General features: G+C 37.5%; 19 protein-coding genes. 10 read left to right on the top strand and 9 right to left on the bottom strand.

Annotated elements, in window-relative coordinates:
* Positions 1–75 precede the first annotated feature (75 nt).
* The 4 genes from H4J67_RS02600 (at position 76) to H4J67_RS02585 (ending at position 3,019) form a co-directional block, all read left to right on the top strand.
* Positions 76–669, top strand: coding sequence for an XTP/dITP diphosphatase (locus tag H4J67_RS02600; protein WP_182176568.1), 594 nt, complete (start codon positions 76–78; stop codon positions 667–669).
* A gap of 2 nt (positions 670–671) precedes the next feature.
* Positions 672–1,820, top strand: a complete 1,149-nt coding sequence (hemW, locus tag H4J67_RS02595; RefSeq protein ID WP_182176567.1) for a radical SAM family heme chaperone HemW — start codon at positions 672–674, stop codon at positions 1,818–1,820.
* 2 nt (positions 1,821–1,822) lie between these two features.
* Positions 1,823–2,335: a tRNA adenosine(34) deaminase TadA gene (tadA, locus tag H4J67_RS02590; RefSeq protein ID WP_182176566.1), complete on the top strand. Its 513-nt coding sequence runs from the start codon at positions 1,823–1,825 to the stop codon at positions 2,333–2,335.
* A gap of 111 nt (positions 2,336–2,446) precedes the next feature.
* Positions 2,447–3,019: a lytic transglycosylase domain-containing protein gene (locus tag H4J67_RS02585; protein WP_220463357.1), complete on the top strand. Its 573-nt coding sequence runs from the start codon at positions 2,447–2,449 to the stop codon at positions 3,017–3,019.
* Here H4J67_RS02585 and H4J67_RS02580 read toward each other — a convergent pair.
* Complete coding sequence (locus H4J67_RS02580) at positions 2,975–3,433, bottom strand: MarR family transcriptional regulator (protein WP_310650689.1); 459 nt, start codon at positions 3,431–3,433, stop codon at positions 2,975–2,977. The two genes, H4J67_RS02585 and H4J67_RS02580, sit on opposite strands and share 45 nt — an antisense overlap.
* A 161-nt stretch (positions 3,434–3,594) precedes the next feature.
* Positions 3,595–4,269 carry a nitroreductase family protein gene (locus H4J67_RS02575; RefSeq protein ID WP_182202795.1) on the bottom strand — a complete coding sequence of 225 codons (675 nt, stop codon included), beginning with the start codon at positions 4,267–4,269 and terminating at the stop codon, positions 3,595–3,597.
* A gap of 867 nt (positions 4,270–5,136) precedes the next feature.
* Between H4J67_RS02575 and H4J67_RS02570 the strand changes: the two genes are divergently transcribed.
* Positions 5,137–5,379: a hypothetical protein gene (locus H4J67_RS02570; protein ID WP_182176563.1), complete on the top strand. Its 243-nt coding sequence runs from the start codon at positions 5,137–5,139 to the stop codon at positions 5,377–5,379.
* Between the two features lie 251 nt (positions 5,380–5,630).
* Here the strand turns inward: H4J67_RS02570 and purL are convergent, their stop codons facing one another.
* A complete protein-coding gene (gene purL / locus H4J67_RS02565; RefSeq protein ID WP_182176562.1) occupies positions 5,631–9,557 on the bottom strand; it encodes a phosphoribosylformylglycinamidine synthase in 3,927 nt (1,308 codons plus the stop codon).
* Positions 9,558–9,759: 202 nt separating this feature from the next.
* Between purL and mltF the strand changes: the two genes are divergently transcribed.
* Positions 9,760–11,190 carry a membrane-bound lytic murein transglycosylase MltF gene (gene mltF, locus H4J67_RS02560; protein ID WP_310650685.1) on the top strand — a complete coding sequence of 477 codons (1,431 nt, stop codon included), beginning with the start codon at positions 9,760–9,762 and terminating at the stop codon, positions 11,188–11,190.
* Between the two features lie 272 nt (positions 11,191–11,462).
* Here mltF and H4J67_RS02555 read toward each other — a convergent pair whose 3' ends face one another.
* Positions 11,463–11,948: a carboxymuconolactone decarboxylase family protein gene (locus H4J67_RS02555; protein ID WP_259368459.1), complete on the bottom strand. Its 486-nt coding sequence runs from the start codon at positions 11,946–11,948 to the stop codon at positions 11,463–11,465.
* A 584-nt stretch (positions 11,949–12,532) separates the two neighbouring features.
* On the opposite strand from H4J67_RS02555, the gene H4J67_RS02550 reads away from it, so the two are divergent.
* A complete protein-coding gene (locus H4J67_RS02550; RefSeq protein WP_182202793.1) occupies positions 12,533–13,303 on the top strand; it encodes an ABC transporter substrate-binding protein in 771 nt (256 codons plus the stop codon).
* 122 nt (positions 13,304–13,425) lie between these two features.
* On the opposite strand, the gene cysS is transcribed toward H4J67_RS02550, so the two are convergent.
* The gene (cysS, locus tag H4J67_RS02545; protein ID WP_182176559.1) at positions 13,426–14,811 is read right to left on the bottom strand and encodes a cysteine--tRNA ligase; all 1,386 of its coding nucleotides are present in this window, start codon (positions 14,809–14,811) and stop codon (positions 13,426–13,428) included.
* Positions 14,812–15,001: 190 nt separating this feature from the next.
* Here cysS and H4J67_RS02540 point away from each other — a divergent pair, with 190 nt between their 5' ends.
* From H4J67_RS02540 to H4J67_RS02530, 3 genes are all read left to right on the top strand, one after another.
* Entirely contained in the window at positions 15,002–15,493 is a 492-nt protein-coding gene (locus H4J67_RS02540; RefSeq protein ID WP_182176558.1) for a peptidylprolyl isomerase, read from the top strand.
* 9 nt (positions 15,494–15,502) lie between these two features.
* Positions 15,503–16,258 carry a UDP-2,3-diacylglucosamine diphosphatase gene (locus H4J67_RS02535; protein ID WP_182176557.1) on the top strand — a complete coding sequence of 252 codons (756 nt, stop codon included), beginning with the start codon at positions 15,503–15,505 and terminating at the stop codon, positions 16,256–16,258.
* 152 nt (positions 16,259–16,410) lie between these two features.
* Positions 16,411–17,442, top strand: a complete 1,032-nt coding sequence (locus tag H4J67_RS02530; protein ID WP_182176556.1) for a GGDEF domain-containing protein — start codon at positions 16,411–16,413, stop codon at positions 17,440–17,442.
* 2 nt (positions 17,443–17,444) lie between these two features.
* Here the strand turns inward: H4J67_RS02530 and H4J67_RS02525 are convergent, their stop codons facing one another.
* The 4 genes from H4J67_RS02525 to H4J67_RS02510 all read right to left on the bottom strand — a co-directional run bounded on the left by H4J67_RS02525 (position 17,445) and on the right by H4J67_RS02510 (position 22,698).
* Entirely contained in the window at positions 17,445–18,212 is a 768-nt protein-coding gene (locus H4J67_RS02525; protein ID WP_182176555.1) for a tRNA isopentenyl-2-thiomethyl-A-37 hydroxylase MiaE, read from the bottom strand.
* A 326-nt stretch (positions 18,213–18,538) separates the two neighbouring features.
* On the bottom strand, positions 18,539–19,642 hold the full coding sequence (locus tag H4J67_RS02520; RefSeq protein WP_182176639.1) for a lipocalin-like domain-containing protein: 1,104 nt from the start codon (positions 19,640–19,642) through the stop codon (positions 18,539–18,541).
* Between the two features lie 7 nt (positions 19,643–19,649).
* Positions 19,650–22,052, bottom strand: coding sequence for an FtsX-like permease family protein (locus H4J67_RS02515; protein WP_404842770.1), 2,403 nt, complete (start codon positions 22,050–22,052; stop codon positions 19,650–19,652).
* Positions 22,045–22,698 carry an ABC transporter ATP-binding protein gene (locus H4J67_RS02510; RefSeq protein ID WP_182176553.1) on the bottom strand — a complete coding sequence of 218 codons (654 nt, stop codon included), beginning with the start codon at positions 22,696–22,698 and terminating at the stop codon, positions 22,045–22,047. Before H4J67_RS02510 ends, H4J67_RS02515 begins: the two co-directional genes overlap by 8 nt.
* Positions 22,699–22,893: the final 195 nt, after the last annotated feature.

Genomic DNA, 22,893 nt, shown 5'->3' with positions numbered 1-22,893 from the left:
CATACAAATAATTAATATATAAAATCAGGTTTTACCTGATTTTATTTTTTCATTTCTACACGCTCAAGGTACAAAATGTCAACCATCGTATTAGCCACAGGCAACCCAGGTAAAATTAAAGAACTCAGCCATTTATTAGCCGCATATAGCATTGAAATAAAACCCCAAAGTGAATTTAATGTCAGTGAAGTGGCAGAAACAGGCACTACTTTTGTTGAAAATGCCATCATTAAAGCGCGTCATGCAGCTAAAATAACGGGCTTACCGGCAATCGCTGACGACTCTGGTTTAGAGGTTGATGCATTAAATGGCACACCGGGGGTTTATTCGGCGCGTTATGCGGGTGAAAACGCTAGTGATAGTGACAATACGAATAAACTGTTAAAAGCATTGCAAAACATACCTGATGAACAACGTACCGCTCGTTTTCATTGTGTACTGGTTTATATGAAACACGAGCACGATCCAACGCCGATAATTTGTCATGGCGTTTGGGAAGGTACAATTACCCGTGAAAGATTGGGCGAACAAGGTTTTGGTTATGACCCTATTTTTTGGCAAGAACTACAGCAACAAACTTCAGCACAATTGCCTCGCGATTTAAAAAATAGTTTAAGCCACCGCGGCCAAGCACTTGCTAAACTTGTGCAACATTTTGGTGTTAAATAATAATGCTACAAGCGCCCCCGCTTTCTTTATATATCCATATCCCTTGGTGTGTTGAAAAATGCCCATATTGTGATTTTAACTCACATGCTTTGAAATCAGCGGTTCCAGAAGAAGAGTATGTAAAACATCTTATTGATGATTTAGATGCAGATATCGCCAAGTTCTCTCTAAGTGATCGCCCATTACACACTATTTTTATTGGTGGTGGTACACCGAGCTTATTTTCTGCACAGGCCATTGAAAGTTTATTAACCCAAGTCCTCGCGCGCTTCGCACATAAAGATGACATTGAAATAACGTTAGAAGCAAACCCAGGCACCGTTGAAGCTGAAAAATTTATTGGTTTCTTTAATGGGGGTGTTTCAAGACTATCGATTGGTGTTCAAAGTTTTGAATCTGACAAACTAATAAAATTAGGTCGAATTCATGACAGTAACCAAGCAAAAAAAGCAGCCGAGTTAGCCTATTCTTGTGGTATAAAAACTTTTAATCTTGACTTGATGCATGGCTTACCGCAGCAAAACATTGCTAACGCCCTTGATGATTTAACCACCGCTATTTCACTGAATCCAACCCATTTATCTTGGTATCAGTTAACAATAGAACCCAATACCGCTTTTCATTCTCGCCCGCCTAAGTTGCCTGAAGACGAAGTACTTTGGGATATTCAAGATCAAGGTATCGCCTTATTAGCTGCCGCGGGATATCAGCAATACGAAATCTCGGCTTACAGTAAACCCGGCTTTGAATGTCAGCATAATATCAATTACTGGCAGTTTGGTGATTATCTGGGCATTGGCTGTGGCTCGCATGGCAAAATAACAGACCCACTTAATGGTAAAGTTTTCCGTACTATCAAGGTAAAACACCCTAAAGGTTACTTAGACGAGAGTCGTCCACACTTAGATCATTTAGTTGAAGTCAGTGCACAAGAATTACCTTTTGAATATATGATGAACAGACTGCGCTTACATGAACGTTTTAGCTTAACGGAATATCAACAAAGAACAGGCTTATCAATTGAAACTGTCTTGCCAACATTGCAAGTCGCTAAACAAAAACAATTGATGCAAGAAAACACTGATGGCACTTGGCAAGTCAGTAAATTAGGTCATCGCTATTTAAATGACTTACTCGAGATGTTTTTATAGTGATGGATAGCGAAGCACAACAAGCATTAGACCAAGTGTTTATGCAACGAGCTTTTGAGCTTGCCCAACAAGCAGAAGCGATTAACGAAATTCCTGTTGGTGCTGTAGTTGTCGCTAATAATCAAGTGATAAGTGAAGGCTACAATCAGTCGATTACACTTAACGACCCATCAGCCCACGCTGAAATGGTTGCGGTACGCCGAGCTGGCTTAGCTTTGCAAAACTACCGTCTGCTCGACTGTACGCTCTATGTAACATTGGAGCCTTGCCCAATGTGCGCCGGTTTATTGGTGCATAGCCGAATTAAACGCGTGGTATACGCAACGCCAGACTTAAAAACAGGCGCTGCAGGTAGTGCCTTTAATTTATTGTCTGATGAAAAGCATAATCATCAAATTGTGCTGTCTTGCGGCATAATGGCAAAAGAGTGTAGCCAATTACTGTCCGCTTTTTTTAAACGCCGCAGAGCTGAAAAAAAAGCGCTAAAACAGCAAGCGAAGTTAGTTCAAAAATAAGCGCTATACTCAGTATTATTGTTACTTCAACCTAGAGCGTTTTATTAAAATTATCTTGCGGCTAATTTTTACTATTTATGTGCTTTACTCATCATGTCATTGCAGAAGATAGTGTCAAAGTTTACCAATATCAATCAGAAAAAGGCATTAGCTCTTTTTCTGATATTGCCCCCTAGCACCTCAAATTATCAACAAGTCAGCATAGGTTGCTTTTCCTGCAAACTTAACGCTATGGTTAACTGGCATAACACGCGCTTATTTATTGATCATTACAGAACAACCATTAATCAACAAGCAAAACTTTATAAAATTGACCCTGCCCTTATTCTTGCCGTTATTCATGCCGAATCACACTTTGACCCTCAAACGTTATCTAAAACTGGCGCACAAGGGCTCATGCAGTTAATGCCGGCAACAGCTAAAGCGTTAGGCGTTAGGAATTCATTCGATGTTAAACAAAATATTAGCGCTGACAGTAAGAATTTAGCACGTTTAATAAGGAAGTACGGTAGAAATATTACTTTAGTTTCAGCGGCCTATAACGCGGGCGAAGGCGCTGTTAAAAAGTATAACGGCGTGCCGCCTTTTCCTGAAACTGAAGTTTATGTTGGACGGGTAAAAATTTTACATCAGCGCTATTTAACCCACATCACCACTTTGCCCTTTTTTGTACCAACGAATTAATTCTTTTTGATCGCCAGGAGCATCTTCACCTTGCGCTATTTTAGTGAGCGCTTGTTTCGCTAGTAATTGTTCAACTTTATCTTCAATTTTACTGAGCGCATGATAAAAAGCACTAGTTTCATCAGCGGTTAAAACACTTTCAAGCTCTTTTGAGCGCAACTCCATCGCGGTAGTAAGTTGTTGATATAATGCCTGACCTTGGTCATTTAGGGCTAAAATTTTAATGTTTTTACTTTTTTCATCTCGACGAATGTCAATTAAACCTTTTTTATCTAATGCTTTTACTGCACGACTAACATTATAAGAATCAATACGAGATTGATAAGCTATGTCCGCTGATTTAATCGGCATGTATGAGCCAATATTTAATAGAACGCGCATTTCTCTGGGTTCTAGATCACAGAGTTCACGAATTTTCCAGTCACGATTTAAAGCGAGTAAATTGCTAACAACTGCGACTCTAAACGGTAAGTGCTTGGTTAAATCTAAGGGTTCAGCTATTTCTTTCGTTAGCCTAAACGCTTTATTTCTGGCAGATATAGTAATGAGAGTACCTCGGGTTTTTAAAATAATGACTACAAAAATGTCGCAATTTCATTCAGTGGTTTTTTAACTAAAGCATGCTGAGGCACAGTAGCATCTTCGCTTGGATAGCCGGTAATAAGTAACATATAAGCGCGGTCATTTTCTGGACGTCCACACACTTTACTTAAAAAAGACATAGGTTTTGGTGTATGGGTTAGCGTCACTAAACCAGAAGTATGTAAGGCATTAATTAAAAAACCCGTCGCGATCCCAACAGATTCATGAACATAATAGTTAGTGTTTTTCTCTGTTGAACTTATGCCACCTTTCTTTTGGCTGAATATGGCGATAAGCCACGGTGCATTTTCTAAGTAAGGTTTATTAGCATCTGTGCCGAGCGCTTTTAAAGCACCTAACCACTCTTTACCTGCTCGGCCTTCATAAAAGCCTCGTTCATGAAATTCAGCCTGTTCTCTAATTTTATTTTTTATATCGCTACTATGTACAGCGACAAAGTGCCAAGGTTGATGATTGGCACCACTTGGCGCCGTTGCAGCAGCTTTTAGACAGTTTTCTATAATATCTTTAGGCACAGGGCGATCGCTAAAATTGCGAATGCTATGACGACGTTTTATATCTAAGTAGAAGTTTTCAGAACGCAATCGCATTTCTTCAACGGGGTATTCAATGTAATCGGTGAGCGGGCTTGAGTCGTGATCTTGCATCGAGATTTATCTCTTTTTATTTAATACCAACATCTAGCAGAATATAACACTGCTCAGATATTGCAAGTGCAACAACAATTATAGGTCAGCATGCTATTTTCCTTACCTATATTTTACACTATTGTCGATAAGTTAAATAAATTCAAATCACGCTTTACAATTAACGCTAATATTTTCAATAAATTAAAATCTATGTATATTTTCGAATTTTTATAATTATTTTATTATAAATCCTTCCTTTTTAAGTTTAAGTTTAAGTTTAAGTTTAAGTAAGTCTTGTGACTACATAACGTATTTTCATAAATAAACTATAGTTGATTATTTGGCTTTAAAGTAACTGGAGACACATACATGGATAGCTTCTCAACTATATTAACGCTAGTTCAGCCTAGAACAAGCGAGTTAATTTCACTAAAAATAATCACGCTCGCATCACTGTTTTAGCAACAAAAGAAAAACCTTCTCGCTATAAACACTGGCTTAATCATAAAACAACGACTGAGTTAGTGAATGAAGAAAAATTAATCGCTTAATTCATCTTTCCAAACAAGAAGGTATTTCTATTAGCTATAAAATACGGGAGCAGCGCGATCAATTTATCACACTAAAAAAGCAACTAAAGGAAAATCAGTATGACTTGGTGGTAGCAGAAAACCGAAGATAAGCATCACATCTTTGGACATTTGAACAAGCAGAATATACACATTTATTACGTGTTTCAGATACATCAGTTTTATTCGTTGGTGACCATCAATGGTTAAGTAATGGCAAGGTACTAGCGGCATAGAAACAGAGGAAAATACCGTAACGCATAAAACATTTAATAATAAAATTATTGAAAAGTCATCTGATTTAGTAAAACTATTAATGAGTGATATTCATTTGTTTAACTGTTATTTAGAAAGTTGCAGTGTTTACTTTCAGCCAATGAACTCAAAGAAACAATCTAAAAATCATTTAGATCATCTAACATCATTCGTTAAGCTTTATCATTTTAAAGGTAAAAATTTACACGTTAAGGAAGGATTAGACGATGATATTATTCCATCTTTAGCAAATAAATATAATGCCAATGATTTGGTTATGGGCTATGGGGAACACCAAGGATAGTTATCTAGAATTAAAGGTCACACACTTGATATGTTTTAAATAACTTACATTGTCACTTGTTAGCATTAAAGCAATCTAATAACCATGCAAATAAGCCACACCACTGAGCAAAAATTATTTACATTGATTAAAACAACGCTATAAATAATTTTCTGAGTAAAATAATTTTAGACAAAAAAATGCCGCTCACCTTAAGTGAACGGCATTAAATGGTTAAGCGCTTTATTTTTAACTAGACAAGCTAGAAAAAATTAACCAATAAAAGCACGCGCATTACGGAACATGCGTACCCAAGGTGAGTCTTCTTGCCATTCATCGGGGTGCCATGAGTTAGCAACCGTTCTAAAAACACGTTCAGGGTGTGGCATCATGATGGTAACGCGACCGTCTGATGTGGTTAGGGCGGTAATACCGTCTGGCGAGCCGTTCGGGTTAGCTGGGTAAGTTTCAGTAACTTGACCATAGTTATCAACATAACGCATTGAAACTGTGCCAGAATCATTGGCTGCGCCAATAGCTTCTTCAGAACTAAATTCTGCATGACCTTCACCATGAGAAACAGCAATCGGCATACGAGAACCTGACATACCTTTAAATAATACTGAAGGGCTTTCTTGAATTTCAACTAATGAGAAACGTGCTTCAAAACGTTCAGATTTGTTTTGTACAAAATGTGGCCACGCTGCCGAACCTGGAATAATTTCTTTCAGGTTAGATAACATCTGACAACCATTACAAACACCTAAAGTAAAAGTATCTTGGCGTTCGAAAAAGGCTTTAAACATCGCTTTAGCATCTTTGTTAAACAAGATAGATTTTGCCCAACCTTCGCCAGCACCTAATACATCGCCGTAAGAGAAACCACCACAAGCGACTAAACCGTTAAAGTCAGCTAAATCGGCACGCCCTGATAAAATATCAGACATATGCACGTCAATAGCAACAAAACCAGCACGATCAAAAGCGGCCGCCATTTCAACATGAGAGTTAACACCCTGCTCACGCAATATCGCAATTTTAGGGTTAGTGCCCTGCAATGAATCTTGTGCAATTAACTTAGCAACAATATCCTCATTAATATCAAAAGTAAGCTCAGCATGTAAACCTGGGTCTTCGGTATCGTACTTAACATCATGTTCTTGTTGAGCACATTCTGGATTATCACGCAGTGACTGCATTCTATAGGTGGTTTGTGCCCAGACAGTACGATAATAAGTACGAGAATTTTCAAGTACTACCTTATCATCACGGCTAAAACGAAGCGTATCTTCGTTATTAATGCGGCCAATATCAGTACAACAATCTAAAATTCCATGAGCCGCTAAAATAGCATCAATGACTGCAACATCGCTTTCACGAATTTGAATAACAGCGCCGAGCTCTTCATTAAACAATACGTCAATATCATTACCTGAAACTGAGCTTAATTTTGTTAAATCAATATCAACACCGGTGTGACCGGCAAAAGCCATTTCAACGACAGTTGTGAATAAACCACCATCAGAAATATCGTGATAAGCAATAAGCTTTTCATCACGAACCAAGGTTTGCATAGCATTAAAGAAGCCTTTTAAGGTTTCAGGACAATCTACATCGGGGGTTTCATTACCCAAATGCTTATAAACCTGTGCTAAACATGAGCCACCTAAGCGCTTTTTACCTTTTGATAAATCAATAGCTACAAGTCGAGTCTCGCCTTGATCTATTCTTAACTCAGGAGTGACTGTTTTTCGAATATCTTCAACAACACCAAAAGCAGTAATGATTAATGACATAGGTGAAGTGACTGATTTTTCTTCGCCGTTATCTTCCCATTTGGTTTTCATTGACATTGAGTCTTTGCCAACCGGAATAGTTAAGCCAAGTGCAGGACAAAGTTCTTCGCCAATGGCTTTAACCGCTTCGTATAAACCAGCATCTTCACCTGGGTGACCTGCGGGTGACATCCAGTTAGCAGACAATTTAATACGATTTAAATCACCGATATCTGTACCGGCAATATTAGTTAGTGATTCAGCGACCGCTAAACGAGCAGAAGCGCCAAAGTTTAATAATGCGACCGGTGTACGTTCACCTAAAGACATCGCTTCACCATGGTAAGAATCAAGCGCGGAGGCAGTAACACCACAATCGGCGACAGGTACTTGCCAAGGACCAACCATTTGATCACGATTAACCATACCCGTTACCGAGCGATCGCCAATGGTGATCAGGAACGTTTTTTCTGCAACTGTCGGTAATGATAATATGCGGTCCGCGGCATCTGCTAAGGTAATGTCCGTTAAAGAGAACACATCACCCGCTGCTTTAGCTGTGGTGACATCTTTAAATATTTTAGGCGTTTTGCCTAATAAGACTTCAAGCGGCAAATCAATCGGGGTATCGCATTTCGCATTACCAGAAAAATGTGCATCAGTAACCGTTAAGTGTTCTTCTTTGGTAGCACGCCCAACTACGGAAAATGGTGCGCGTTCACGAAGACATATTTGTTCAAAAGTTGCTAAATTCTTGTCTGATACCGCAATAACATAACGTTCTTGAGATTCGTTACACCAGATTTCATGAGGAGCCATGCTACGTTCATCATTAGGAACATTACGCAGTTCAAAAACACCGCCACGTCCGCCATCAGAGACTAATTCAGGAAATGCATTTGATAAACCACCTGCGCCAACATCATGAATGAAGGCGATAGGGTTGTCTTCGCCAAGCTGCCAACATTTATCGATAACTTCTTGACAACGACGTTCCATTTCAGGATTTTCACGTTGCACAGAAGCAAAATCAAGGTTCTCGGCTGATTGGCCAGAAGCCATTGATGATGCTGCCCCGCCACCTAAACCGATATTCATTGCCGGACCACCAAGTGCGATTAAGTGAGCACCAACAATAATTTCACGCTTTTGTACATGTTCGTCACGAATATTACCCAAACCACCGGCTAGCATGATAGGTTTATGGTAACCACGAACCTCTGAGCCATTAAACGAGTTAACTTCTTCTTCGTAAGTACGGAAATAACCTAAAATAGCTGGACGACCAAATTCATTATTAAATGCCGCTCCGCCTAAAGGACCTTCCAACATAATGTCCAATGCTGAAACGATACGATCTGGTTTACCAAAATCAGTTTCCCAAGGTTGAACAAAATCAGGAATGCGTAAATTTGATACTGAAAAGCCCACTAAACCGGCTTTGGGCTTGGAACCAATACCTGTCGCGCCTTCATCACGAATTTCACCACCTGAGCCTGTTGCTGCTCCAGGGTAAGGAGAAATAGCTGTTGGGTGATTGTGCGTTTCAACTTTCATTAAAATTTGAATGTCTTCATGATGATAACTATAAACGTTGGTTGCTGGATTAGGGAAGAAACGACCGCCCTTATTACCAACCATAACGGCAGCATTATCTTTATAGGCACTTAAGACAAAGTCAGGGTTTATTTCATGGGTATTACGGATCATTTTAAAAAGCGACTTCGGCTGTTTAACACCATCAATAGTCCAATCCGCATTGAATATTTTATGACGACAATGTTCAGAGTTTGCTTGAGCAAACATGTAGAGTTCGATGTCGTGAGGGTTTCTACCTAATTTGGTAAAGTTTTCAAATAAATAATTTACTTCATCTTCAGCTAGCGCTAAGCCTAATTCGACGTTGGCAGCCATTAATGCGTTTTTACCACCATTTTCAATATCTATAACGGTTAACTCACTAGGTTCAGCCGTCGCAAAAAGCGCAGTAGTTGCTGACATCTCAGTAAAAACAGTTTCCATCATTCGATCTGAAATTAAGTGATTGAGTTGAGCCTGCTGCTTTGCATCCAAAGGTTCGCCGGTAATATAATAAGCAATACCTCGTTCTAAACGGTTAACTTTCGCTAGACCACAATTATGAGCGATATCTGTTGATTTTGAAGACCAAGGAGAAATAGTACCCGGACGAGGAGTAACCAATAAAAACAGACCAACAGGTTCATGTTCTTCAATGTTTGGTCCATACTTGAGAAGTTGCTGTAAAACTTGAAACTCTTCGTCACTAAGATCAGCTGAAATATGTGCAAAGTGTGTGAATTCAGCGTAAATATCTGTCACAGGAAGTTCTAATTCAGCGCATTGAGCCAATAACTTTTTAACTCGAAAGTCTGAAAGAGCAGGAGCGCCGCGAAGGGTTTTCATCAACATCGTCATAAACGTAATCACCAGTTTAGTTTTATTTTAGTTGCGTTTTCGCAGTTAAAATAATGGAAGAAAAATCGCGCATATTATAGTTTATATAAAGGGTTTTGATAAGCGTTAAAAGATTAACTTAAACAGTTAATCTTGATAATTGATAAAAAGTGCTTTGAATAAAGCTGGAATCACGCCACAATGACATTATATGATAAAGATGAATTTTAAAATAGTTAAAAAAATCAGCAAGTTTGTAAGTATATTCTTCTTGAGTATTTTTTTGCTATTCGGCTGTCAGCCAACAGAAAATAATGCCAGTTTGCAGCGAATAATTGAGCGTGGCTATATTAAGGTCGGTACTATTTATGGCTTAACCAGTTATTATCTAGAAGCTGAAGATGCTGCAGGTTTTGAATATGAGCTGGTAAAAAATTATGCAGACTCATTAGGTGTTGAATTAAAAGTAGTGCCTAGCTACAGCCTTGAAGAACTTTTTGATAAATTAGATAGCGGCCAAGTCGATATATTAGCAGCCGGCTTAGCGGTAACCGAAAAAAGACGTCAAAAATATAATTTCTCTCCTAGTTATGATGATATCAGTCAAAAACTTGTTTTTAAACAAGGTGGCGTTCGACCTCGTGACATAGAAGATTTAACTGGGAATTTACTGATCATGGCGCATTCAAGCCATGAAGAAAATCTTATTCAATTAAAAAATAGCCATCGTGACTTAACTTGGCAAATCAGTGATGAATTTGATAGTGAAGAATTATTACTAAAAGTATTATCAGAAGAAATCGACTACACCATTATCGACAGCAATACCCTAGCAGTTAATCGCCGCTATTATCCTGAAATCAGCATTGGCTTTACCATAAAAAAACCACAACCTTTGGCTTGGGCTGTTAGAAAAAATAATGACCAATCAATCTATGCCAGTCTTGTTGAGTTTTTTGGCAAAGTACATCACGACGGTACATTATTAGCGCTTAATGACAAATATTATGGTCATGTTGAAGAGTTTAATTATGTTGATACCCGCATGTTTATTAAAGCGGTTGAAGGTAAACTGCCTCAATACCAACCCCTCTTTCTAAAGTATAGCCAAGAGATTGACTGGCGATTATTGGCCGCAATTAGTTATCAAGAATCTCATTGGGAACCTCACGCACGTTCTTATACGGGTGTGCGTGGTATGATGATGTTAACTTTGCCAACGGCTAAGCAAATGGGCATTAAAAGTCGCTTAGATGCTGAACAAAGTATTCGTGGTGGTGCTAAATACTTTAAACAAATGATCGATAGAATGCCCGATAGAGTACCTTTCCCCGACCGTTTATGGTTTGCTCTTGCCTCATATAATATTGGTTTAGGCCATTTAAATGACGCACGAAAAATAACAGAAAAACAAGGTGGCGATCCCGACCGCTGGGTAGAGGTCAAAGATCGCTTACCATTACTAAAACAAAAAAAATATTACAAACCAACTCGATACGGTTATGCCCGTGGTGATGAAGCGGTAAATTATGTTGAAAACATCAGACGTTACTACGACACCTTGACTTGGATGGATAATAAATCAAGAGAAAATGTTCTTCCCCAACCATTGGAAACTGAAGCAATCGCTATAATAGAATAACTTAAGTTGATAATCTGTGTTAATGTGAAGTTACCTGTTGTTTCACTGAATAACTTTTAGGTTGTCATCAAAGTGAAATATAATTAAGCAATACTCAGTAAGTAAATAAGTTCAAGGAGAGGAAAAATGAACAATAAAATTAGACGACAAGTACAAAGTACCCATAGAAAAAGACAGTTACAACGACAAAAGCAGAAGATAAGCACCCGTCGCTTGGGACATTTCCTAATAGAAAACCAATAGAAAACCACTATTGGTTTTCACCAATAACCTTAAGTATGCTTATCTTGAGTCCATGTTGACTCGTTCAATAGCCGATTACCTGCATCAACAGCCCCTGTTTCCATGGTTGTCCCCATAGGGTCATTCCAACGATTTAAAAAGCAAAATAAAGATATAACGCTAAGGATTTCGATAATTTCACCGTTATCCCAGTATTTATGTAATTCGCCAGATATACTAGTGTCAACGGCATTGGGTACACTTGAAGCCGCAAGCGCAAATTCAAACGCTGCTTTCTCCGCTTTACTGTAGCTATCACTTGTTCGAAAAGACCAAATATCAGCTAACCTTTGGTCAGTTCCACCATAGCGCTCTGCCGCTAAAATTGTATGTGCCTCGCAATAGCGACAACCTGTATTAGCACTGGTTATATAGCCCACCAAACGTTTTTGTTCAGCGGTTACTCTACCTTCATTTGCCATTACAGCAATATTTAAACGAATAAACGCCTTAGCTATAGCTGGTCGCCGTTGCATGGTCAGCACACTATTAGGACAAAAACCTAACGTTTCATTAAAAAAACGGGCAAGCTCAACAATGTTTTCATTTTCATCGCCAGCAAGTGGCTCAACTAACGCCAGAACTATTTCAAAGTAGTAAACTAATCGTTAAAGATACATTAGTACAACTCCATAATATTGCAAGTGCAACATCTTCGAGTTATTGAGCTGATAGGAAAGTATGAAAATAATAAGACCCTGTACATCACGGAAATGGCGGTGAGATTCAGCAAAATTGACTTTAGCAATAATAAAGTTAACGTGTTCGCCGTTAAGCAGCGAAAAACTACAGAGCAAGCTAAATCTAGCCGTATGGCTCTTTATCTAGCGGATAATTAATGGGTTCAACGCTAATAATTTATTTTTATCGACAAAAAATGCCCTTTTTTGCTTTTAAATTAAGCTTATGTCAATGTAGATGTAACAAATTGTTGCTGTTAATACCATTGATAGTGCAATATAAGGATATAAATTTGTCTATAAAACACGTCTAGGCAAGTAAAGTTACCGTAATATCAGGATCTCGATTCATTAATTAGCTGATGCATGGAAGAAATAGAATGAAAAAATATATACTCTTAGTTCTATTATTAATTGTGAATAGTCCTGCTCATACTGCTCCTTCAAGAGATTATGCTGTTGGTTGGGAGTTATGGTATCCCTATCAATACCACAATAAAAAACAAGAACTTGTTGGTTTAGATTTCGATATTTTCAATGCGATTATTAAAGAGACCAATTTTAAGGTAACCTTCACTGAATTGCCTTGGAAAAGACATTTACAATACATAAAAACAGGCAAAATGGATATGGCGATGGGTGCATCCTATACGCTTGAACGAGAAGAAAGCGCTTATTTTTCTTTACCTTATCGTCTTGAGAAAGTTAATCTTTTTGTCAAAAAAGGCATGGCTGATAAAATTAAGCTCGAGACATTAGGTGATCTGGCTAGTTCTAATTATATGATTGGTGTAGAAGGAGGATATTTTTATGGTGAGGAGTTTCAAAAACTTATTACGACCAAAGATTTTCATAGCCATATTAATAACGTTATCGATCTAGAGCAAAATGTAGCGCTATTGCTAAAAGGTCACATCGACGGATTTTTGGTCGACCCAGTAACGATGAAAGTGTTCTCTGAAAAATACTTTTTGCAAGATGAGTTTGAGATGCACTCATTAAAAATATACCAAGATAATATTCATATTATGTTAAGCCGTGAATCCTGTACTCTTGAAACCCTTAATCTGATTAATAAAGCCATTGCCAAGTTAGAACAAAGCGGCGAAATTGCTAAAATAATTAAACGCTGGACCGTAAATAATCAGTAATTAACACATTATTGTGTCAATCCTTTAATTTAAAAAGCAACATGCCTTTTAAAACAAAAACCTCAATAACAATGTGTTATTGAGGTTTGACTTTTACTCACTGGCTGTTAATCAACTACAAATTAGCTTTTACGCCATGTAGTTTTGCCCGCACTGTCTTCAACGATAATATTCATCGCCGCTAATTTATCTCGAGCTTCATCAGCTAATAGCCAGTTTTTACTTGTTCTCGCATCATTACGTTGCTTTATTAACGCTTCAACTTCAGCGACTTCATCGCTGTCACCTTTTCCTTGTAAAAAACTTGCTGGAGATAGTTGTAGCAAACCAATCAATTCTCCCAGACCTTTGAGTGTTGCAGCTAAATAAGGTGCCTTATCACTGCTTTCATTTTTAGCGACATTTAACTCTTTGGCTAAATCAAATAATACCGCTAACGCTTGTGGTGTATTAAAGTCGTCATTCATTACTTTAATAAATTGAGCAACAAACGTGTCATTTTTATCTAGTGAAAAATCAGCAAGCACCTCAACATCACGCAAAGCTGTGTAAATACGCTCTAGAGCAGAACGTGCCTGTTCCAAATTATCCGTAGAATAGTTTAGCTGACTACGATAATGTCCAGAGGTTAAAAAGAACCGAACGGTTTCTGAGTCATACTGGCTGAGCACATCACGAATAGTAAAAAAGTTATTGAGTGACTTTGACATTTTTTCTTGGTCAACTTGCACCATACCAGTATGGATCCAATAATTCACATAAGGGGAATCAAGCGCACAACAACTTTGTGCTACTTCATTCTCATGGTGTGGAAACTGTAAATCTGAGCCACCACCGTGAATATCAAAATGATGACCTAGTTCTTTAGCACTCATCGCCGAACATTCAATATGCCAACCGGGACGCCCTGCTCCCCAAGGTGATTCCCAACTTGGATCACGTGGTTTAGCTGACTTCCACAAAACAAAATCCAGTGGTGACCTTTTACTTTCATCAACTTCTACACGAGAGCCTGCTTGTAATTGCTCTAAATTTTGACCGCTGAGTTTGCCGTAGTCTGCAAAGCTCGATACAGCAAACAACACATCGCCACTAGCAGCAACATAGGCATGCTCTTTTTCGACAAGTGTGACGATCATGGCAATAATTTCGTCCATGTGCGTCGTCACTCTTGGTTCTACATCTGGTCGTTCAATGTTCAAACTATCAAAGTCTTCATGCATTAATGCAATAGTACGCTCGGTAAGCTCGTCTGGTGTTTCGTTATTTTCTTGTGCACGCTTAATTATCTTATCTTCAACATCGGTGATATTACGGACATAATTTACGTCATAACCAGAAAATCTTAGGTATCTAGCAATGTTGTCAAAGCTAATATAAGTGCGCCCATGACCGATATGACATAAATCGTAAACCGTACAACCACACACATACAAACCCACTTTACCTGCTTCAATTGGGATAAAAACTTCCTTCTGGCGGGTCAATGTATTGTATATCTGTAACATAAGATTTTCTGGCTCCGATCATGATTAAAATAGGGGTAATTAATAGTTAATAAAAATTCTATTAATTTTCGATAATTGTACCCGAACAAAGCGCTAGGGTCATTATTTACCTACACAATATCCATAAGTTTGCTTTACAGTTCTGTGCTTTCGTTTACAATTCCCATATCGAAATTGAAGAGTAAATAAAATGATCATTTTAAAAACAAACTTAGGCGATATCAAAATTGAATTAAATTTTGATAAAGCACCTCTTACAGCAAAAAACTTTCAGCAATATGTTGAAGATGGTTTTTACAACGGCACTATTTTTCATCGTGTCATTAAAGGTTTTATGGCACAAGGCGGTGGTTTTGCTTCTGGCTTAGAAGAAAAAGATTCTCGTGAAACCATTCAGAATGAAGCAAGTAATGGCTTAGAAAATAAGCGTGGCACTTTAGCGATGGCAAGAACCCAAGAGCCACATTCAGCTTCAGCTCAATTTTTTATCAACTTAAGCGACAATGATTTTTTAAATTTTAAAAACGAATCTGTGCAAGGTTGGGGTTATTGTGTATTTGCCGAAGTTGTTGAAGGCATGGATATTGTTGATAAAATGACATTAGTTGATACTGGCCGTTTGCTCGGTCATGACGATGTACCAAAAGAAGAAATTATCATTGAATCTGCGATTATTGATTAATTTCATTCAGTGACCAGCACGGTATTAAAAGAGTCGGTAACCTATTTTATTGCCGACTTACATTTAGCTCAAAATAGGCCTGATATCACGGCCTGTTTTTTGTCATTCCTTGAAAATGATGCGCCTAAAGCCGAAACGCTTTATATATTAGGTGACTTATTTGAGTACTGGATTGGCGATGATGATACAAATCCTTTTGTTATAAACGTTTCCAACGCCTTAAAAACATTAAGCAAGCTAGGCACCCGTATTTACTATATTCATGGTAATCGAGATTTTTTACTTGGTAAAAAATATGCTAAAGCCTGTGGTATGCTTTTATTACCTGAAATAGACCTTATTAATTTATACGGTAAACCTGTTGTTATTATGCACGGCGATACCTTATGTACGCGTGATATTGCCTATCAAGCCTTTAGAAAAAAATCACGCTCATGGTGGTGGCAAGCCATCATCAAAAACTTGCCTTTGTTTATACGCCGAAAAATTGCTGAGAACTATCGCATAAAAAGTGCCAGTGCAACGGCAATGAAATCACAAGAAATAATGGACGTTACCGAAACTGAAGTTATAAACGCACTTGAGTCATATAAAAGTCAGTTAATGATACATGGACATACCCATCGTCCAAACATCCACAATATTCAAGTAAATAATGCTCCCGCTCAACGTATTGTACTAGGTGACTGGTATGAACAGGGCGCTTGGTTAAAGGTAACAGAAAACAGTATAAAGTTACTTTCACAAGCTTTTAAAACTGACTAAAATTCCATTTGTTTTAAATTGATTAATACTTATATAAATAACTTATAGCTTGGTCAATAAAAGTTTATAAAACCACACGTTTCTATATGCTTTTACATTGAGTTTACTTTTAGTTAACTGTTATGATGTAAAAAATAATAAAAGGACGTATTATGCAGGAGAACTTTCATCACGCTATGATTATTTCTGAAGAAGCAAAAAAATTCATGATTTTTCATAATGTTGCACCTACACCTAGTCATTACGCAGTAGCTTATTATTATTTCACTAAAGAAATTTTATCCCTCAATAGTAAAATAGATGTTCAATTAGCCGCCTATAAACCCTTAGACACTATTTTCCTCGATTCTTTATTTGTTAAGTTTTTATCAAATACTCAACAAATTGAAGATAAAATATTCACACCTTTAGGGTACACATTAAGTAGTACCTTAGCGCAGCTTGATCATCAAGTTTCAAATGAAAAAGCCGCGATAAGCCACCTAAATAAAATAAGTAAGGCACTTGGTCAATTAAGGGTATATAAACCGCTGCAAAATATTACAACATTTTTGTTTAACACTATAGGTCAGTCAAAAGTTAAACATAAGTTTTTATCAACCGAACTTTATAAGGCTTCTCAAGAAGTTTCACAGCTAAAACAAAAGTTAGAAGAATCTCGTCAAGAGGCCTTAATTGATACCTTAACCGGATTATTAAATCGCCGAGGATGTGAGCAAAGATTAAAAACGCTATCATTGAGTCAGACTCATTCGTCTTTAGTTATCGATATTGATCACTTTAAAAAAGTGAATGATTCTTTCGGGCACAGTGTCGGTGATAAAGTAATTCAACTTGTTGCTAAAATCATCAAAGAACATGTAGCATCAGATGATATTCCTGTACGCTACGGTGGTGAAGAATTTATAGTGATTCTATCAAACAAATCTCAACAATTTGCTCATTCAATGGCTGAAAAAATTCGTCTGGCTATTTCAACATTAAAGTTAGTCCAACGCCAAAGTAATACGCAACTGCCGCCAATAACAGTATCTATCGGTGTTGCCGAACTACAAAGTAATATGACTTGGTCTACATTATTTAATAATGCAGACCAAGCTTTATATAAAGCTAAAAATTCAGGGCGAAATTGTTGTGTTTTAGCGAGTATAATTGCCACACAACACCCAGAAAATGCTTACTAAAATTAAATAGCTTTTATTGGTAAACCACTGTGAAACTTGAAGTCTTCGTCAGGGCTAATAATTAATGCCGCTTCAATATCGGCAAAGTACCTCACTCGTTCAGAAATATCTTTTCCGGTTATTTCTGTCGCTAATGATAAATAGTCTTGGTAGTGCCTAGCTTCAGAGCGCAATAATGATATATAGAAATCACCAAGACGTTTATCAACATGAGGGGCTATTTTAGCAAAACGTTCACACGACCTAGCTTCGATAAAGGCACCGATAATTAACTTATCAACCATAGCATCAGGTTCAAAAGATTTTACATGGCGAAGTAAGCCTTTCGCGTATCGGCACGGCGTAATACTTTGATATTCAATACCATACTCATCCATCATTTCTAATACTTGATAAAAATGATGTAATTCTTCTTTTATCAGTAAGACCATTTTGTCGATAAGGCCTTGCCCGTGTGCTGAACCTGACTTAGGTAATATGGCTTTAGTTAACTTGTTTTTCGACGGTAATGAGCGCCAATCCCCTTGCCTTTTATAGATTAATTGCTCAAATGGCTGCAGCCATGCCAACAAAGCATCACCACTTTCTTTATCAACTGCATATTTTCGGATCAAAAACATAGCAGACTGAGCTGCTTTTAATTCACAGACCAGGTGATCAATTAATAGCACAGATAAATTTTCAGGCTTTACGGCTTCATTAAGCCATGCTTGTGGTGTTTCGCACTTTAAGAATGACAGTATTGGAGATAATAATTTTGCAGTCGACATTTGGTGAAATTCTTCACTATATACACTAGATTTAAATAGATTTTATCATACCCTTATTGATAATTGCGCGGCTATTTTAGAGAAAGTTAACGAGAAAATAATATTGAGTACTTTATATGCTACTTTAAACGTTACTTTAGACGCTAATACCACAAAGTAAGGGCCTTTTATGAAACAAAATCATCTCACTCAATCCACTTTTTTACAGCAAAGAAACTAATATTATCAGGCAATAATGATTGCAAGTCTTACATATAACTTACGGATGAGTTCTTTTATTAGTCATTTGACCAGGGTTTATAAAATAACAACTTAATAATGAATAATTAGTGGCCAGTAATTTCAGCATAGCCAATACCATTAAAACCACCCGTTGCTTTTACTCGTCCTTCCCAGTAAGGGATCGTTAATTGATTACGTGAATCTTTGGTAATGCTTTCAATAATAATGGTTGGTCTATTCGTTAATTCAACTTGCCATTTACTAGGATAATCGTTGTTATTTAATGTCACGGTTTCAATAACAGACAATTTAATATCTTCTGTAAAAAGTGGTGTTGTTACGCCATTGGGGGCTATCTCAGTACCACTACAATACTCATAATTATTATTATTACCTCGAATACAAAAGAGCATGAGTCCTTGCTTCTCTGATTGAGCGGCTGATTGAGTGTCAACAATACTGAACCAATCCCAACCGAGTTGATTTTTGTCGAGTAAACTCGCCGACCATTCTCTGTCATACCATGCATTACCCGTAACGTTATAGGTGTTACCCGCAAAAGTTAGGCGACCTTTTACTTTTAAAAAGGGATAACTAAAGTAATAAGATGCATGACCACTTTGTGTTTTTTGACTATAGCCCTTGTCGCCATGCAAAACTATTGGACTGTCGCTTAGAGTTAGAGCGATTTCATATTTTTCATGGGCTGCGGTTAAATTGAGTGGTAAAAATTCGTTGTTGATACTGCCCAACTGCCAATCATCAATACTGGCATTAAACGGCGAGCTAATGACCTTAGCTTGCCTTGCTCGTGAAAACCGTTCAAACGCAACATGATCTTGTTGGTGTTGCATTGCAAAATGAGCAAAGTAAAGATTATTATCCCACCATTTTGACTCAAGGTTACCTGGCATTAGTGTGCGAAATAATGTCCATTGAACCCCAAAAGTCTCACCCGTGTCACTTTGCAAATTAGCCGTCACATACCACCACTCAATACCTTGTTCAGCATGAATACCATGATCTGCGGGGAAGATAAGAGCAGTGCCCTGTATTACCGGTTTGCCAATAGCCACTTGTAATTTAGATGATGTTGTTTCTTGCTCAGCAGGTTGACACGCAGACAGCGCAAAAATTAGCAGCACAAGCGTAAATCGTACAAAAACAAACGGAGTCAATAATACCCCGACCAAAACTTGTCTTTTTATCACGCGATTATGACTCCTTAGTCGATAAGTTAGTTAATTTTCGAATCGGTAAATAGGCACATAAAACAGAGACTCCAACTAGCGTTAAACAAGTTATTAATAAACTGCTTAAATCTAAACTAAAGTGAATAGTCCAGCCAAAGGCAATTGGCATGACAAACTTCAATAACGCGAAGCCCAATGCGAAGCCGAGCGGAATAGCAAACAATGCGGTAAAAACCACTACACCTGCTGTTTGTAGCAATTTCATGGTTAATAATTGCCGCTGTGTCACGCCTAAATTACGTAATATGGTTAATTGCTTTAATTGATTAACACTTAAACTTAATAGGCTGGTACACAAACTTAACAATGCAATAGCGAGAATAAAACCATTGAGTGCTTTGGTCACTACAAACGTATCTTCAAACAAGGTATTAGCGATTTCTTTAAATCTTTTATTGGCTAAAATTTTTGTACTGTCTTGTTTAAATTCGTCCATTAAACGCTCGCTAAAAACGGCAACGGAAGTACTACTTTTTAGCCGTATTGAATAACCAAAAACATCATGATTTAGTGCGGCTGTTTTATGGCGTTCTTCTAGCGTAAGTAACGATATTCTTGGGTTACCATAATCATAAAAGAACCCTGTTATACGACAAGTAAATTTAGTTGAGTTTTGCTTAAATACCATCACGTCATTTAATGAATAATTAAACTTAATTTTACTTTGTTCATTAGCCAAGCAGCCTTGACCATAAAAATTTGCTCCATTAATGGCTGAGCCTGAAGTCAGCGAAATATGTTGATAATGTTCAAAGCTATTACCAAAGCTTGCAAGATTCGCAGGGACTTTATTTACATCACCATCACTTTGCATATAAATACTTAACTTATCAACTTCAGGCAAGTTAGTGAGCGCTTGCCTTAAGTTGTTATCGAGCTTATCTGAACGCAAATATATATCAGCACTTAATTGTTTTTCAAGATGGGCATTTAATGTATGGCTAAAACTTTTCACCATAATTTGCATACCGATGGCACTACCAAGCGCGACTAAAATTGCAATAATAGCAATATGAAGATCTTTTACATGGAGTCGGGTATCGGCATGAAGCCATTGTGTTAATGGATTTGTAATGGTGAACGGTAATGAAACCAAGAGAGACAGTACTTTAGGCACAAGTAAAATAAATAACATTAAAAGCGCAAAACACAGCAGCAAGGCTTGATACTCATTAGTCGCATAATAGAGTAAACCTATGACCGCCGCTAATGTACTGACCAACAAACTATAGAACATCAGTTGACTTTTTTGGGCAACTTGTTTGGCTTGCGCTAAAAGTATTACTGCCAAAGCCGAAATATTAAGGGCAAACCCTAATAAGACATTTGACCATTGCCAATTGATCACAAGCGCTTTATCGAGTTGATACAAGCCAACTAAAGTGCTGTTCACATCAAGCACTAATGCATTAGCAATTAAATAACCACCTAATGTGCCTAATAAAGCAGTACAAATACTGACAATAATAAGCTCAATGACAAGGCTCAATTGAACACTTAACTTAATGCAACCTAATAGCTGCATTTGCTCTATTAATTTTTGTCGCGCAGTTAAGGTCAGTTTTATCGCATTAAAACTCAAAAATGCCGCAACAATATAACCTAGCATGGCAAGTGCAGTCAGATTAAAAAAGAAGGCTTCAGATAAAACATCGAACGATTGTTGCTCTGCATCGATCAACTGTGCTTGCCCAGCAATTAGCTCTGCTATTTCTATTAATTGCTGCTCGCTAACATGCGAGAGCTCAATAAAACTGAGTTGCCCTTTAGCGGCTAATAAATAATCAGCATTGGCAATATCAGTGATCGCCCAAAATCCGATATTGTCAGCTAATATAACTTCAGGTTGTTGCTGAGCGTTTTGCAGCGAAAAATTTATCGGCTCACCTGTTTTTGTCACGATACGATTTGCAAATTTTGAGTCAACTAATAAGGTAGAAAGGGAAAATCGTTGAGCAGTTTTATTAACATTTTCATCACTTTGTTGGTATTGCGCACGGTTTAACCATAGCAAAGTATCCACACCTTGAATGGCAAGCGTTTCCCCTTTGTTGGTTTTTAATTGACCTCGTAAAACGGGTTGAGTATTGATAAAGCCATGTTGTCGTAAAGTGAGCCATATATTGCCATCAATAAAGTACTTCCCTGTTAATGGTTTAATTAAATGTGTAACGGGGTTATTGATTAATGCGGAAGAATTCTCATAGCGTGTATTAGCCTCTTGATTAAGACCAGAAATTGCGGTTAATAGTGCACTACCTAGACTAAAACCAAGAAAAAATAATGCCATTAACCAAGGATGTCTTCGATAGAAGGCTAAATGAGTGGCGAGAATAAGTTTAATTTCATTGGTCAAATTATTCAAAATGCCCATCTCTAAGTACTTTTACATGATCAAAGTAATCGGTTAATTGATGACTGTGAGTCACCATCACCAAATTGATTTTTTGCTCAGTGCATAACTCAGTAAGAAGTTTAACGACTTGGTGCGAGCGCTGCCGGTCTAAGTTACCTGTTGGTTCATCTGCAAAAATTATCTGAGGTTTGTTAAGTAAAGCTCTTGCGATGCCAACTCTTTGTTGTTCTCCCCCTGAGAGTTTTTCTGGCAATGAATCAAGCTTACTTTGGAGCCCGAGTTTATTGACGATATGGTCAAATTCATCCGCAATTTCTTTGGGGTAATTGAGTTTGTGTTGAAAGAGAATATTTTGCTTTACAGTTAAACAGTCAAGCAATTGGTAATGCTGAAATATTAGCCCTATTTTACGACGATAAAGCGCAAGTTCTGTCTCATTCAGTGATGAAAGCTCTTGATTATTAATACTTACCGAGCCACTATCTGCTTGCAAGAGTCCCGCTAAAATATGCAAAAAGGTTGTTTTACCTGAACCACTATCACCAAGTAATGCAAGGTGCTGTGTTGCAGGTACAAATAAATCGAGTTTATTTAAAATATTTTGTTTGTTGGCGCCATCATTACGGCTAAAAGATAAGTCTTTTACGCAAATCACGGTAACTCCTTATTATTAAGCAGAATATCATGGTAAAAATACTACAAAAGCACCCCAAAGTATTTAATCCCCTAAAATTACCCCTTCATTTAGCCAGGTAATTATGAATAAGATTTCATTTAGCCGACACTAAGTGAGTAATTAACAATATAAATAAATTTTATTACGGCTCCATTAACTCACACTTCGGTGTTT

The organism is Colwellia sp. BRX10-4 (genome assembly GCF_014077465.1).
Classification (GTDB): Bacteria; Pseudomonadota; Gammaproteobacteria; order Enterobacterales; family Alteromonadaceae; genus Colwellia_A.
Note: the sequence above shows the minus strand (reverse complement) of the source record. Positions and strands in the feature narration are given on the sequence as shown.

Bases quoted from the DNA above. Each gene is read 5' to 3' on its own strand.
- H4J67_RS02600 (WP_182176568.1), top strand. From the start codon at position 76: ATGTCAACCATCGTATTAGCCACAGGCAACCCAGGTAAAATTAAAGAA.
- hemW (WP_182176567.1), top strand. From the start codon at position 672: ATGCTACAAGCGCCCCCGCTTTCTTTATATATCCATATCCCTTGGTGT.
- tadA (WP_182176566.1), top strand. From the start codon at position 1,823: ATGGATAGCGAAGCACAACAAGCATTAGACCAAGTGTTTATGCAACGA.
- H4J67_RS02575 (WP_182202795.1), bottom strand. From the start codon at position 4,269: ATGCAAGATCACGACTCAAGCCCGCTCACCGATTACATTGAATACCCC.
- H4J67_RS02570 (WP_182176563.1), top strand. From the start codon at position 5,137: ATGAGTGATATTCATTTGTTTAACTGTTATTTAGAAAGTTGCAGTGTT.
- purL (WP_182176562.1), bottom strand. From the start codon at position 9,557: ATGAAAACCCTTCGCGGCGCTCCTGCTCTTTCAGACTTTCGAGTTAAA.
- mltF (WP_310650685.1), top strand. From the start codon at position 9,760: ATGATAAAGATGAATTTTAAAATAGTTAAAAAAATCAGCAAGTTTGTA.
- H4J67_RS02555 (WP_259368459.1), bottom strand. From the start codon at position 11,948: ATGCAACGGCGACCAGCTATAGCTAAGGCGTTTATTCGTTTAAATATT.
- H4J67_RS02550 (WP_182202793.1), top strand. From the start codon at position 12,533: ATGAAAAAATATATACTCTTAGTTCTATTATTAATTGTGAATAGTCCT.
- cysS (WP_182176559.1), bottom strand. From the start codon at position 14,811: ATGTTACAGATATACAATACATTGACCCGCCAGAAGGAAGTTTTTATC.
- H4J67_RS02540 (WP_182176558.1), top strand. From the start codon at position 15,002: ATGATCATTTTAAAAACAAACTTAGGCGATATCAAAATTGAATTAAAT.
- H4J67_RS02530 (WP_182176556.1), top strand. From the start codon at position 16,411: ATGCAGGAGAACTTTCATCACGCTATGATTATTTCTGAAGAAGCAAAA.
- H4J67_RS02525 (WP_182176555.1), bottom strand. From the start codon at position 18,212: ATGTCGACTGCAAAATTATTATCTCCAATACTGTCATTCTTAAAGTGC.